Source organism: Pseudomonas sp. (assembly GCF_036387035.1).
Classification (GTDB): domain Bacteria; phylum Pseudomonadota; class Gammaproteobacteria; order Pseudomonadales; family Pseudomonadaceae; genus Aquipseudomonas.
In genome coordinates, this window is the sequence record NZ_DASVUM010000066.1 from 1 (window position 1) to 15,114 (window position 15,114).

At 62.7% G+C, this 15,114-nt stretch carries 8 protein-coding genes; 4 read left to right on the forward strand and 4 right to left on the reverse strand.

The annotated features are described in order from the left end of the window. Window positions 1–198 precede the first annotated feature (198 nt). Complete coding sequence (gene treS / locus VF672_RS05610) at window positions 199–2,268, reverse strand: maltose alpha-D-glucosyltransferase (RefSeq protein WP_331102326.1); 2,070 nt, start codon at window positions 2,266–2,268, stop codon at window positions 199–201. Between the two features lie 247 nt (window positions 2,269–2,515). Between treS and VF672_RS05615 the strand changes: the two genes are divergently transcribed. The 4 genes from VF672_RS05615 (at window position 2,516) to VF672_RS05630 (ending at window position 8,735) form a co-directional block, all read left to right on the forward strand. After that, complete coding sequence (locus VF672_RS05615; RefSeq protein WP_331102328.1) at window positions 2,516–3,961, forward strand: PLP-dependent aminotransferase family protein; 1,446 nt, start codon at window positions 2,516–2,518, stop codon at window positions 3,959–3,961. 1,340 nt (window positions 3,962–5,301) lie between these two features. Beyond that, entirely contained in the window at window positions 5,302–6,408 is a 1,107-nt protein-coding gene (locus VF672_RS05620; RefSeq protein ID WP_331102330.1) for a Gfo/Idh/MocA family oxidoreductase, read from the forward strand. 252 nt (window positions 6,409–6,660) lie between these two features. Beyond that, window positions 6,661–8,244, forward strand: coding sequence for an aldehyde dehydrogenase (NADP(+)) (locus VF672_RS05625; protein ID WP_037010473.1), 1,584 nt, complete (start codon window positions 6,661–6,663; stop codon window positions 8,242–8,244). A gap of 149 nt (window positions 8,245–8,393) precedes the next feature. Then, a complete protein-coding gene (locus tag VF672_RS05630; protein WP_331102336.1) occupies window positions 8,394–8,735 on the forward strand; it encodes an FKBP-type peptidyl-prolyl cis-trans isomerase in 342 nt (113 codons plus the stop codon). A 1,104-nt stretch (window positions 8,736–9,839) separates the two neighbouring features. Here the strand turns inward: VF672_RS05630 and VF672_RS05635 are convergent. The 3 genes from VF672_RS05635 to VF672_RS05645 all read right to left on the reverse strand — a co-directional run bounded on the left by VF672_RS05635 (window position 9,840) and on the right by VF672_RS05645 (window position 15,018). Next, window positions 9,840–12,215, reverse strand: a complete 2,376-nt coding sequence (locus tag VF672_RS05635; RefSeq protein WP_331102338.1) for a response regulator — start codon at window positions 12,213–12,215, stop codon at window positions 9,840–9,842. 68 nt (window positions 12,216–12,283) lie between these two features. After that, window positions 12,284–12,745, reverse strand: coding sequence for a response regulator (locus VF672_RS05640; protein WP_331102340.1), 462 nt, complete (start codon window positions 12,743–12,745; stop codon window positions 12,284–12,286). A gap of 32 nt (window positions 12,746–12,777) precedes the next feature. Then, a complete protein-coding gene (locus VF672_RS05645) occupies window positions 12,778–15,018 on the reverse strand; it encodes an ATP-binding protein (RefSeq protein WP_331102342.1) in 2,241 nt (746 codons plus the stop codon). Window positions 15,019–15,114 lie beyond the last annotated feature (96 nt).

Sequence of the window (15,114 nt, forward strand, 5' to 3'; positions counted from 1 at the left end):
GTTAAAGCCGGCCCTGCTTCCAATGACGACACAACGCAGGCGCTGTAGGAGCCGGCTTGCTGGCGAACGCGGTGGGTCAGCGATAAACCTGTCGACGGGTCCACCTCGGATTCGCCAGCAAGCCGGCTCCTACAGTACCCAAAGTGCGGCCTGTCAGTCGGCGCGTCCCGAATCAAGGCAGGCCCGCTGCAAGCCCGATCACATCATCGGCGCCGCCATGCTCACCACGCGCAGTGCCAAGCCTTCATAGGCGTCCAGCGTGATGGTGAATTCACCCTCCTCGGTCAGGTCGCCTTCGACCCGCTCGTTGATGATGTCCACCACCGGCCCCGGGGCGATGCCCGGCAAGTGCAGCGTCTCGACGATGGCTTCTGCGCTGAAGTTCAGCGCGGTGATCTGCGTGCCTTTCCCGGCAGGCAGTTCGTGAACCATGATCAACAGCCCCGGATGCTCGACGTCCGGAATCAGAATCTGCCGACTGGCCGCGATGTCGTACGCACGGCGCACGGCCAGCAGTTTCTTGAGCTGCGAGGCGAACGAGTCCGGCCGCTTCAACTGCTCGCAAAGGCTGCCGTACAGGGCGCGGGCCCGTGGCATGCCGCCCGCCGAAATCTCGCAATCGGGGTCCATGTCGACCAGATCGTAGCCGCCGCGATGGATCCAGCGGGTATCGCCGTCACCCATCAGGTGCGCGACCTGCTCCGCCGGCAGCGGCAAGGCGCCTACCAGGTCCCAGCCGGACAGCGCGAACACACCCGGTTGCATGGCGTTGAACATCACGAGCAGCAAATGGATGTGCTGGATCTTGTCGATGTCGGCAGCGGTCATGCTGTCCAGTTCACGGATGCCCAGCGCCGCCGTGACGATGCTCGCCGTGGTGCACGACACGCCGTTGGTGACGAACTTCAGGTTGTACGGCGCGTGCTCGCCGGCCAGACGCTCGTACATCTCTTCACGGATGTGCTCGCGCAGGATGTTGCCCGGGAAGGTCTGGCCCTGATACAGGTACTGATCGTGGGCGTGAAGCGTCCAGAAATGCACCAGTTCCAGGGTCAGTTCATCGTGGTTCTGCAACGCGTGAATCAAGGACGCCGGGTCGATGCCGAACTCATGCACCTGCCGCAGCATCAGTCGCAGAAACTCGGTACGGCCGGTCAGCAACGCATGCTGATACGCCGGACGGGTAATGAAGTCGTAGGACAGATCGGCGCCACCGTGGGACATCGCCGCGATGTCGTCGATGGTCAGGTTCAGTTCCTGAAAGCTGAAGCCGCCCGCTTTGCGAATGGCCCCTGCAAGCAACTGGTTGCCGGTGATCGACAGCGGATGGCTCTCGGACCATGCGGTGCCGTCGGCCTTGCGCTCGACGCCGAGGAAGCCGTTGGCGTCCAGCCGCAAGACCCGCGCTCCCATCACGTCGATGGCGTGCAGGGCATCGCCGATGATCATTTGCTGCGCGGCGAAACTGGGGTCAAGCCAATTCAGCGACGGTTGGCCTTCCTTGAAGTAATGCAGGTACACCCAGCGGCGGTCCTTGCCGTCCACGCCAGTGACCACCGCTGTCGCGCTCCAGTCGGTCTCTTTGACGCCCGGCTCGAAGAAGATCACGCGCTGCAACTGGCCAACGATGTAATGCTTGTCGCGTAGCGCATCCACGGTGGCGGCGTGCAGGTTGACCGCGTCGCGGCCGGCCGGGACTTCGGGGAGCAGCGACCAGTCTTCTTCCTTGATCTCCACCATGTGGTAGAGGCCCGGGTATTCTTCGTAAGCCATCTCCGCGAGGCGGAAATCCGCGCCTTTGCCGGTGTGGGACGGGATCACGTCGTCGACCACGATCGCGTTGTGCGCGGCGGCGATACGGCTCAGGTTGAGAAATTGCGCGTCGGTGCCCAGGTCCGAATCCACTTCAAAGCTGATGCGGTCAAAGTTGCCGTCGATGCTGGGCGTGCGCTCGCGCCCTTTCAAACCGCCGGAGGCTTTCAATGGGCCGTTGTGGATGCCCTGGATGCCGACTTCGGACAACGCGTGCCAGAGTGTTTCATCAGCCAATGCTTCAAGCACCGAGCCGCCATCGCGGGTGATGATCGACGCCGGGTAAGCAGTAAACCAGACCGAGCCGATGGCCGAAGCATCCCTTGGACGGGCCTGGGCGTAAGGCCGCTGCCAGAGACGGCCCTGGCCGCCATACAGTTTTGCGCGTTGCTTTGCGGCGTTGAGCATCGATTGCTCAACCAGCCATTCCACGTACTGCTTGTCCGGGGTGGTCATGTGTTCGGGGTTCCATCTTCAAGTGGATGGGAGCGCGGGCCGAACGGCTCTGAAGCGCTGTTGGGACCGTCCTGCCCGCTTTTTGCCTGTGCTTGCCTGTGCTTGTCGAGGCCAGGTGCGCGCAAATGCTTAAGTCTATGAGCACCTTGGCGCGTAAACGTTGCATCGGTTGCTATGCCACGGGCGCCAGCACTCGCTAAAATCCACCGGCGTGCATGCGTATCGTCGGCGCCGATCAGGGGTTTGCGTGGAATTACACATCGTTATCGAAGGCCGCAAGGACCTCGCTCAGCAAGTCTATGAGCAGCTGCGCGACAGTATCGTGTCGGGCCGTTTGGCGGCGGGCGTGCAGCTGCCGCCCAGTCGCCTGCTCGCCGCGCAACTGGAGCTGTCGCGCAAAACCATTTCCGACGCCTATAGCCGGCTGACGTACGAGAATTACCTGGTGGGCAAGGTCGGCAGCGGCACCTTCGTCAACGCGGTGCGCGACGACAGCCCGCGCCTGTCGGAGACTCCCGCGCTGCTCAGCGCCCATGTCGTGGCGAAATGGGCGGGCATCTCCCTGCCCCTGCGCCACCCGACTCGCGCGGGCACGCTGCGTTACGACTTCCTCGGCGGAGCGACGGCGAAAACCCAGTTCCCCCATGACGAGTGGCGGCGCTGCGTGCACCATGCGCTGCGGCAGATGTCCACCGAGCGCGGCTTTTACAGCCAGCCCGAAGGCCTGCCTGCGCTGCGCGCCGCCATTGCCGGGCACATCGCGTTTGCCCGGGGCGTCAGGTGCGTCGCCGATGACGTGGTGGTGTGCAATGGCGCGCAACAGGCCCTGGACTTGATCGCCCGCGTGCTGATCGAGCCTGGCAGCCGCGTCGCCGTCGAGGACCCCGGCTACACCCCGGCGCGCCTGCTGTTTGCAGCTCAAGGGGCGCAGGTCGCCAGCATTCCGTTGGACAGCGAAGGCATTATCGTGGAGTTGATTCCCGACGACGTCTGCGCCATTTACGTGACCCCGTCCCACCAGATGCCGCTGGGCATGCCGATGAGCCTGCCCCGCCGCCAGTCCCTGCTGGAAAAGGCGCGGCGGATCGGCGCGATCATCATCGAAGACGACTACGACAGCGAATTTCGCTACGAAGGCCGCCCGACCGATTCGTTGCAGAGCATGGACGGGCACGGGGTGGTCGCCTATGTCGGCACCTTTTCGAAAACCCTGCTGCCCGAATTGCGCCTGGGCTACGCCGTGCTGCCGCCGGCGATTCTCGAAGCGGTGATCAAAGCCAAACAACTGACCGACTGGCACACCTCAACGCTGCCGCAGTGGGCGCTGGCCAAATTCATCAGCGAGGGTCTGCTCAACAAGCACATCCGCCGCTGCCACACCACCTATGCCGGGCGCCGCCAACGGATTCTGTCGCGCATCGCCGGCGACCTCGCGCCCTGGCTGGAAACCATTCCCTGCACGGCGGGTTTCCACATGGCAGTGATGCTCAAAGAGGGGCTAGCGCCTGCGATCGATCTCCACCTCCTGATCGATCGCGCGCGGGACATGAACCTGGGCCTCTATCCCCTCGACGGTTTCTACAGCGACGCGCCACCCCGCGACGGGCTCATGCTGGGCTTCGGCGCCATCGACCTGCTCGACATCGACCCGGCGCTGGACCGGTTGCGGGACCTGCTGATGGCGTTTGGTTGATCGGATGCATCCGATAGTGTGGGACCGGCTTTAGCCGGGAAGGCGTCGGTCGTCACACCGCAAAATCGATGGCGCACACACTAGCCCCTTCCCGGCTAACGCCGGTCCCACTAAAAAGCATCGCGTGCATTGCGCAGCACCCTGCTTTGGCCGCGAAGGGACGCGGAGCGTCCCGGGCTGCATGGCCACGCAGAGCGTGGGAACGATCATCTGCAGCAGGCGTTTGGTTGATCGGATGCATCCGATAGTGTGGGACCGGCTTTAGCCGGGAAGGCGTCAGTCGTCACACCGCAAAATCGATGGCGCACTCACCGGCCCCTTCCCGGCTAAAACCGGTCCCACTGACAGCAGCGCGTGCATTGCGCAGCACCCTGCTTTAGCCGCGATGGGACGCGGAGCGTCCCGGGCTGCATGCCCACGCAGAGCGTGGGAACGATCATCTGCAGCAGGCGTTTGGTTGATCGGATGCATCCGATAGTGTGGGACCGGCTTTAGCCGGGAAGGCGTCGGTCGTCACACTGCAAAATCGATGGCGCACACACTGGCCCCTTCCCGGCTAAAGCCGTCCCACTGACAGCAGAGCGTGCATTGCGCAGCACCCTGCTTTGGCCGCGAAGGGACGCGGAGCGTCCCGGGCTGCGTGCCCACGCAGAGCGTGGGAACGATCATCTGCTGCAGGCGTGTGGTTGATCGGATGCACCCAATAGTGTGGGACCGGCATTAGCCGGGAAGGCGTCAGTCGTCACACCGCAAAATCGATGGCGCACTCACCGGCCCCTTCCCGGCTAAAGCCGGTCCCACTGACAGCAGCGCGTGCATTGCGCAGCACCCTGCTTTAGCCGCGAAGGGACGCGGAGCGTCCCGGGCTGCATGCCCACGCAGAGCGTGGGTACGATCAGACAACTGTGGGACCGGCTTCAGCCGGGAAGCTTTAGATCTGCTTTTGATCTTCGTACGCAAAAAGTGCAAACACCACAAAACGCGACTTGGGTGCAGGCTGAACGCAGGTCTCGCCCAGTGGGCCGAGCCGCATGGATGCGGCGAGAGCGCGGTCAGGACAGGGATGTCCGTTCGGCGCGGGCCCACGGAGCGAGACCGGAGTGAAGGAACCCGACGAAGTCGGGCCCAACCAGGAGCACAAGCCCTTGGTTACTTGGGGCTTTATCAAGGAACTCGCCGAAGGCGAAACCCGAGGCCCCCAGGCCGACGCCCTTGATCTGGTTGTAATCGGACCAAGCCACGCCGCCGCTCAACCTCGATCTGATTGAACTTCTGCGCCCAACACCTGCCGACTACAGAGCTGCCGGACACACCGTCCGCTGAGAAATGGAGGCTTTTACATGCCAGATGCAAACGGCAAAATCCGCTACGCAGTGGTCGCTGGAGGCTGGATCTCACAAGGCGCTTTCATGCCGGGACTCGAGCAGACCGACAACTCGGTAATGACCGCACTGGTGACCGGCGATCCGGTCAAAGCCGACCAGCTCGCCGCGCTGTATGACCTCAAAAGCTATCACTACGACGAATTCGCCACCCTGCTGAGCTCCGGCGAAATCGACGCTATCTACCTGGCGACGCCCAACTTCCGACACCGCGAATTCGCGGTACCAGCCCTTGAAGCAGGCATACACGTGCTGCTGGAAAAACCCATGGCTGCCAGCGAAGAAGACTGCCTGGCAATCACAGCAGCGGCCGAACGTTCGGGCGCCAAACTGATGATTGCCTACCGCCTGCACTTCGAGCCCGGCACCGTCGAAATGGTCCACCGCGTGCGCGCCGGCGACATTGGTGACCCGCGCCTGTTCACCGCAACCTTCGCCCAGACCACCGACCCGGCCAACCACCGCATGCAGAGCGGTTTCGGCGCAGGCCCGGTGGCGGACATGGGCCCCTACCCGATCAACGCCGTGCGCAACCTGTTCGCCGCCGAGCCGCTGGAAGTCCACGCCGTCGGCATCAAGACCCCGGGTCGCGAGATCAATACCTTCGACACGGTCAACGTGACCTTGCGCTTTGCCGACGAACGCCTGGCAACCTTCACCGTCAGTTATAGCCTGCCGTCCACCGAGCGTTTCCAGTTGATCGGTACCAAGGGTGAGTTCGAAGCTTCGCCGTGCTTCGGCTTCGGTGAAGGCGTGGCGATCAGCTACCGGGCAATCATCGACGGCAAGACCACCGAGCACACCCACCCGGTGGTTGATCAGTTCGGCGGCGAGACCCAGTACTTCTCCGACTGCATTCTGCAAAACCGCGAACCGGAGCCTGACGGCGACGAGGGCTGGCGCGATGTCCGCGTGGTCGAGGCCATTGAACGCGCGTTGACCACCGGCCAACCGCAGAAGCTTGAGCCCCTGCCCGAGCGCCCGGGGATCAGCATCGAGCAGGCGCGGCGCCTGTCGCTGGCCAAAGTGCCGGAGTACATCAATACGGATGAGCCCAACGCGTAATGCGCTGCCCCAACGCGGGACCGCGGCGCGATGCCCGTTGATCACAACCGCAAGCCCGGCTATTTTGACCGCCGGGCTTTGCTCGGTGCCCTGTGGCCGCGCGCCTTGCGGCTGAAAAAATGCAGTTGTATGATGACTGTCGACTTTGCGACGAGCCACTGTGTTTGTCGGCGCTACGCTTCACAGGATTTCGAATTTCCCCATCAGGCGTCACGCCTGATCGATTCGCCCCAAAAATAACAGGAGAAGCAGATGCCTACCGTTCTCGGTCAGAACTTCATCGGCGGCGCGCGCAGCGGCCTCGGCGAAGCACGCCATAAAAGCCTCGACGCCACCACTGGCGAAGCACTGCCTTACACCTTCCATCAGGCCACAGACGCGGAAATCGATGCCGCTGCATCGGCCGCCAAAGACGCCTTTCTTGAATTTCGCCAGCTGAGCCCGGCCCGTCGCGCTGAATTCCTCGACGCCATCGCTGACGAGCTGGACGCACTGGGTGATGACTTCGTCGCCCTTGTCTGCCAGGAAACCGCACTGCCTGCCGGGCGTATTCAGGGCGAGCGTGGCCGCACGTCCGGCCAGATGCGCCTGTTCGCCAAAGTCCTGCGTCGCGGCGACTTCCTCGGTGCCCGGATCGACCAGGCACTGCCGGATCGCAAGCCGCTGCCACGTGTCGACCTGCGCCAACAGCGCATCGGCGTCGGCCCGGTTGCCGTGTTCGGCGCCAGCAACTTCCCTCTGGCCTTCTCCACCGCCGGTGGCGATACCGCTTCCGCACTCGCCGCCGGTTGCCCGGTGGTTGTGAAAGCGCACAGCGGCCACATGGCAACGGCCGATCTGGTCGGTAACGCCATCGTTCGCGCTGCCGAGAAGACCGGCATGCCAAAAGGCGTGTTCAACATGATCTTCGGCAGCGGCGTCGGCGAAGGTCTGGTCAAGCACCCGGCCATCCAGGCCGTCGGCTTCACCGGTTCGCTGCACGGCGGTAACGCCCTGTGCAAACTGGCGTCCGAGCGTCCACAGCCGATTCCGGTGTTCGCCGAGATGTCGAGCATCAACCCGGTGGTCTTGCTGCCCGGCGCACTGACTGCGCGCGGCACCGCCATCGCTGGTGAGCTGGCGGCATCCGTGGTCATGGGGGCGGGCCAGTTCTGCACCAACCCTGGCGTGGTGATCGGTATCCGCTCCCCTGCCCTCACCGCCTTCACCGAGCAACTGACCGAGCACATGGGCGGTCAGGCACCTCAGACCATGCTCAACGAAGGCGGCTTGCGCAGCTACAGCAAAGGCGTCGAGAAACTGCTGGCGCACCCGAGCGTCACCCACCTGGCCGGTAAGCCGCAAGAAGGCAAGCAGGCCCAGGCTCAGCTGTTCAAGGCTGACGTCAGCATGTTGCTCAACGGCGACGAACTGCTGCAGGAAGAAGTATTCGGCCCGACCACGCTGCTGATCGAAGTGGCTGACGACGCTGAACTGAAAGCCGCACTGCTGGCCCTGCGCGGTCAACTGACCGCCACGCTGATCGGCGAAACCGCCGACCTGCAGAAGTACCAGTGGCTGGTGCCGGTGCTGGAAGAGAAAGTCGGCCGCATCCTGGTCAACGGCTACCCTACCGGCGTTGAAGTGTCGGACGCAATGGTCCACGGCGGACCGTACCCGGCGACCTCCGACGCGCGTGGCACCTCGGTCGGCACCCTGGCGATCGATCGCTTCCTGCGCCCGGTCTGCTACCAGAACTACCCGGACAGCTTGCTGCCCGCGGCCCTGCAAAACGCCAACCCGCTGGGCCTCAAGCGCCTGGTGAACGGCGAGTGGAGCACTGACGTTATCGCCTGATGACGCGGCCTGATTCGTCAGGCCAGTGAAAACGGCGCGACCCTTTTAAGGGCCGCGCCTTTTTTTTTGCTTTTGAATTGGCGTGGAGCGTTGCCAGCAGGCAACCGGCTGACTAGCATCTGGCGCCATCTCGCTGTGGAACCCTGAATATGAATGAAGAACTGACCATCATCGATCTGCAGGAAGGCACCGGAAAAGCCGTCGTCAAAGGCGCCCTGATTACTACCCATTACACTGGCACGCTGGAGAACGGCACGGTATTCGACTCCTCATGGGAGCGCGGCAAACCGTTTCAGTGCGTCATCGGTACCGGCCGGGTGATCAAGGGCTGGGACATCGGGCTGATGGGCATGAAAGTGGGCGGCAAGCGTACATTGCGGGTCCCGGCGGCGCTGGCGTACGGCGAGCGCTCGATGGGCGCGCACATCAAACCGCATTCGGACCTTAAGTTTGAAATTGAATTGCTGGAAGTGCTAACCCGGGATGACTGAACCTGTGGCCTGAGGCGGCACCGCGGATCTCACTGGCTGCACACGACGCCGTTTAGTGCGACCGGCTTCAGCCGGGAAGAGGCCAGTGTTTTCAACACAAATATCGCGCTATGGCTGCCGGCGCTTTCCCGGCTAAAGCCGGTCCCACAGTCGAGGGCAGACCAAATCCTAGGTGTCGACGCAATGCTGTGAGTGGCCATGCCCGAAATCCATGGGGCAGACGCAATGCTTTTAGTGGGACCGGCTTCAGCCGGGAAGAGGCCAGTGTGTTCACCACAAATATCGCGCTATGGCTGCCGGCGCCTTCCCGGCTAAAGCCGGTCCCACAGTCGAGGGCATACCCGAAATCGGGGCAGACGCGACGCTTTTTAGTGAGACCGGCTTCAGCCGGGAGGAGGCCAGTGTGTTCACCACAAATATCGCGCTATGGCTGCCGGCGCTTTCCCGGCTAAAGCCGGTCCCACAGTCGAGGGCATGCCCGAAATCCATGGGGCAGACGCGACGCTTTTTAGTGGGACCGGCTTGAGCCGGGAAGAGGCCGGTGTGTGTTCACCACAAATATCGCGCTATGGCTGCCGGCGCCTTCCCGGCTAAAGCCGGTCCCACAGTCGAGGGCATGCCCGAAATCCATGGGGCAGACGCGACGCTTTTTAGTGGGACCGGCTTCAGCCGGGAAGAGGCCAGCGCGTTCGCCACAAATATCGCGCTATGGCCCCCGACGCTTTCCCGGCTAAAGCCGGTCCCAGTCGAGGGTATGCCCGAAATCCATGGGGCAGACGCAATGCTTTTAGTGGGACCGGCTTCAGCCGGGAAGAGGCCAGTGTTTTCAACACAAATATCGCGCTATGGCTGCCGGCGCTTTCCCGGCTAAAGCCGGTCCTACAGTCGAGGGCATGCCCGAAATCCATGGGGCAGACGCGACGCTTTTTAGTGGGACCGGCTTCAGCCGGGAAGAGGCCAGTGTGTTCACCACAAATCTCGCGCTATGGCTGCGGACGCCTTCCCGGCTAAAGCCGGTCCTACAGTCGAGGGCATGCCCGAAATCCATGGGGCAGACGCAATGCTTTTAGTGGGAGCCCGCCTTCAGCCCTCACAACCCGGGAGCTACGCCTTCATGAGTACGTGGGCCAGCTTCTTCGCCAGTTCTTCTTCCTTGTATGGCTTTTGCACGATCAGCTTGGGGTCGACGTCGAGGATGTCGATGTCGGCAAAGCCGGTGATGAACATGATCGGCAGTTGCGGGTGGTCGCGGCGGACGATTTCGGCCAGTTCGCCACCGGTCATGTTGGGCATGGCGAAGTCGGTGAGGAGCAGCTCGATGCCGGCGTCCAGCTTCTTCAGCGCTTCCTCGCCACTGTCCGCTTCGACCACGGAATATCCCAGAGAGATGAGCATCATCGCCGTTACCGAACGCACGTCCGGGTCGTCGTCGACCAGCAAAATGGTGCGGTGCTTGTCGTCGACGTCGGCGCGACCGGGCATGTCCGAGGCGCTGACCACCGCGACCGCCGGGCGCGCGACGCTCGGCAGGTAAACCCGCAGCGTGGTGCCGGCGTTTTCCGCCGTGTCGATGCTCACACCGCCGCCAGACTGCTTGGCGAAACCGAACACTTGCGCCAGGCCCAGGCCCGAGCCCTTGCCTACCGCCTTGGTGGTAAAGAAAGGCTCGAAGGCCTTGGCCAGCACTTCTGCACTCATGCCGCAGCCGGAGTCGCTCACCGACAACACCACATAAGCGCCGGGTTCGGGGTCTTCAGGGCGCAGCGGCAGGCGGTAGACCATCTCGTTCCAGGTGCTCAAGCGTAATTCCCCGCCCTGGGGCATCGCGTCTCGTGCGTTGATCGCCAGGTTGAGAATGATCATCTCGGTCTGGGTTGGGTCCACCAACGCACTCCACAAATCATCCGCCAATGCAGTTTCCACCCACACGCTGCCGCCCAATGCACGTCCAAGCAGCTCGCGCATGCCGGCAATCGTGTCATTGAGGTTCAGCGCAACAGGCTCCAGCCGTTGACGGCGGGAGAACGACAGCAGCTGACTGGTGAGCTTGGCGCCCCGCTCGCCCGCTTCGCGGATGTTCTGCAGGCGCTGCGGGGACTTGGTGAACACGCCTTTTTCCAGGTCCCGGCTGAGGAAATTCGCACTGGTGAGGATTACTGTCAGCAGGTTGTTGAAGTCATGGGCGACCCCGGCCGTCAATTGACCGACCACCTCAAGCCGTTGCATCTGCTGCAGGGCCGCCTCGACCCGTTCACGCTCCTTGATCTGATCGCGCAGACGCTTGTTGGTCGCCGCCAGTTCGTCCACCACCGCGCGCTCGCCGGTGATGTCGCGCACCGCGGCGTACATCAAGCCCTCATCCGGCACCAGCGTCCACGACAGCCAGCGAAACCCGCCATCGGCATGGCGCATGCGGCTGACAAAACGGGTCGAGACATTGCCCCCGGCGACGCTGGCGGTTTCGCGCAATGTGGCTTCCAGGTCGTCCGGGTGTATCAGCTCGCTCAAGCGCTGGCGACCGACCTCCTCGCGCCCCCAGCCCAGCGTCGACTCCCACGCCGGGTTAAGGGCAATCGGCGTCATGTCGAAGTGCAGCACGCCAAGCAGTTCGCGGGACAGCTCCCAGGTGCGGTCGCGCTCGCGGGTGCGCTGGACGACGCGTTCGCCGAGAATCTCGTTGAGCTGATGCAGCGCCTGGGTGGCGTTCTTGCGTTCAGTGATGTCCTGCATCACGCCGGTAAAGCGCACGCACTTGCCGTCTTCAAACAGCGAACGGCCGTTGGAAAACACCCAGCGCTCGGCGCCGTCGTCAGTGATCAGCCGGTGCTCGATCTGGAAGGAGGTGTCCACCGTCAACGCGCCCATGACCTTGCTGTGCAGGTGATCGCGGTCGTCCGGGTGGCAGAGCAAAAACATCAATGCCAAGGTGACGTAGGTGTCTGGGCCAACGCCGTAGAGCGCCTTGCAACGCTCATCCCACAGCAGCGTGTCGGTGCGCGGGTCGTACGTCCAGACGCCCATGTCGGCCGCCTCGATCGCCAGGTGCGCGCGCACTTCCGCCACTTGCAGGGTCTTCTCGGCGTACAGGCGCCGTTCCCGCTCCTGTACTTCGGACACCGCGCGCACCACGGCCTTGGGCAGCATCTTCATGTTCTGTTTGAGAACGTAATCGATGGCACCCATGCGCATCATCTCAACGGCATGTTGCTCGCCGAATATCCCGGACAAAAAGATGAACGGTGTCTGCGGCGCAACGCGCAGTGCGCAATTGAGTACGTCTGCGCCAGAGGACCCGGGGAGCAGATAGTCGCTAAGGATGAGATCGAAACGCGCGGCCAGCAGCTCCCGCTCCACGTCCTCGTGGTTGTAGACCAGCGTGGCGTCGATTTGCAGCCCACTGTTTTCAAGGGTGAGCAGAATCAGTTCGGCATCGAGCGAACTGTCTTCGACCAAAAGCAATTTGAGCTGGGATAGCGGCATGAATAAAAGTCATTGTTCCAAGAAGGGCTCGCGCGGTGTGCGTCTAGGCAGGACCGCAGGGCCTTGAGTCATGAGCCTGGCCGGCGTAAAAGACGCAATGAACCCGGTGGTGGCTCGTTCAATACTGCCCAGAACACGCCAAGATCCGAGATCGCCGACACAAATTCCTTGAATTCGACCGGCTTGACCACGTAAGCGTTCACTCCCAGTGAATAGGCACGGTCCAGATCGGGCTCTTCTCGGGAAGACGTGAGCATCACCACGGGTATGCTGCGCAGTTCCTCGGTTTCGCGGATGACCTTGAGCACTTCAAGGCCATCGACTTTCGGCAGTTTCAGGTCCAGCAACATCACGGCAGGATTCCCTGCGACACGGTCGTGGTGCTGGTTGCGACGCAGCAAGTAATCAAGCGCCTCGGCACCGTCACGCAGCACGATGACTTCATTGGCCAACTGGCTACGTTCCAGAGCAACGAGGGTCAGCTCCAGATCGTTTGGATTATCTTCAACCAGAAGAATGGGTTTCAGCACCGGGCGTCTCCTTCGACACTCAAATGTTTGATCTAACCGCGCTTGGGCAGCGCAAAATAAAAAGTGGCGCCATGGCCCAACTGGCTGTGCGCCCACACGGTGCCGTCATGGCGTTCAATGATCCGCCGGACACTCGCCAGGCCAATGCCGGTGCCCTCGAACTCTTCCATGCGGTGCAGGCGCTGGAACACGCCAAACAGCTTGCCGGCGTAGGCCATGTCGAAGCCCACGCCGTTGTCACGAATGTACACCACGACCTTGCCGTCTTCCTCGTAACTGCCGACCTCGATCACCGCCGCGTCCTGGTTGCGGGTGTATTTGATTGCGTTCGAGAGCAGGTTACGCATCGCCAGGTGCAGGAACGCTGCGTCGGCAATGACCACTGGCAATGGCTGGGAGACGTTCCATTGCAGCGCGCGGCCTTCGTAATCGGGCAGCATTTCCCGGCGGATCGCCTCGACCATGGGATTGAGGTCCACGTCCGACAAACGCATCGCCGAACGGCCCATCTGCGAAAAGCTCAAGAGGTTGTCGACCAGCGTGCCGGCAAACCGCGCCGACTCACTGATGTTTTCCAGGAAGCGCACACCGCGCTCGGACAACTTGCCGGCTTCGGTGTCACCCAGCAGTTCGGCGTAGCCAGCGATATGCCGCAACGGCGCACGCAGGTCATGGGACACGCTGTAGGAAAACGCTTCGAGCTCTTTGTTGGACTTTTTCAACTCATCGGCCAGCGCGGCCATCTCTTCCGCCTTGCGCAACACGATGCCCAGCACCGCCGCGCGTAGCTCGATCACGGCCTCGCAATCCATGTCATCCCACGCCCGGGAAAACCCCCGCACGGTCTGTTGCCACAGGGCGAAGCTGTTGCGCGGACTCAGCGAGCCGCTCGGGGCGACATTTTTCTCGGGTTTACCCGCCCAGTTGACCACGCGCGCCTGCTCCGGCCGGAACCAGATGATGAAGTTCGAATGCAGCTCGGAGATCGCTGTCGCCAGCACGCCGCTGACCGAAGTTGCCAGCCCCGGCAGCTGAGGGATATCACGGCTGGTGTTGTCCGAGCGGAAGACCTCGTGGGGGTCGCGGTCGCTCAGCCAGTCCGCGAGTTTCACGATCTGCTGGCGCTCGGGGGTTTCTCCGTAAACATCGACGCTGGCACCGGAAATGACTGCCGCACCGCTCGCACCGACAAAACCCAGCAGCACGTCGGGCATCGCGCGCAGGCCCCCGGTCACGCTGTCGAGGTCGGCCATGGCCGCGAGCATCTGCACGATTTGCCGGCGCAGGCCGAGCATGCGCTGGTTGTCGGCGTGAGCTTCCTTGCTTTCGATCTGCAGCGACAGCACGCTGCCGAGCAGTTCACAGGCGGTCCGGGTCTGGAAGCTGACCCGCCGTGGCGTGACGTGGTGGCAAGAAATCAGGCCCCACAACTGCCCGCGCACCACAATCGATATCGACATTGATGCCAGCGTCTGCATGTTGCGCATGTACTGCAAATGCACGGGAGAGACGCTGCGCAAGGTGGCGTAGGTCAGGTCCAGCGGCGCGCCCGTCAGCGGGTTGTTGGCCGGAATCAGCGGCGAAGGCTGATAGTTGGCATCCTCGATGACGCGAATACGGTTGGCCAGGTACAACGCGCGTGCCTGGGCTGGCACGTCGGAGGCCGGGAAGCTCAGCCCGAGCAGGCTTTCATAGCCGTCATCCGCCGCTTCGGCACTGACCAGGCCATTGCCGTCGGCGTCGAAATGATACGCCTTGACCCGCCCGAAGCCGGTGAGGCGCTTGACCTCGGCCACCGCACGCTGACACAAGGCTTCAATGCTCTCCTCCGCAGTCATCTGACTGATAAAGCCGCGCATCAGCGGGTAGACATTGCCGTAGGCACTGCTCATGTCCCCGGCCGGCTCGAACTCGGCAATGAGCACCTGATCGTGACGATGCACCATCATGGTCATCGGCTGGCCCGCGCTCGAACCCGGCAGAAAAGGCACTTCACCGATGTGGAAAGGGTTATGTTCTTCGTCAGGCAGGGCACGTAACTGTTGGAGCAGGCGTTCAGGGTCGGCAAACACGCTGGACAGCGGGGCGCCAATCAATGACTGCGGATCCAGCCCCAGCCAGTCGCTGACGTTGGCGCTGACCTGAATGACCGTCGAAGCCGCTTCGTCAATGACCAGCACAAAACCCTGGGGCTGAATGCTGCCAGGGATCTGGATCGGTTCGCGCGCGCAATGCTCGATTGCGCGCTGAAGGCTTTCGTCGGGGAGGGTCAAGGTTTGGCTCCTTTAACCTTCAACGTTTTGGGCAAACGGCGTCGGCAATGGGTGCCCAGTGAGCGGCACGGATGAGAATGGGCCATACGGTAACAA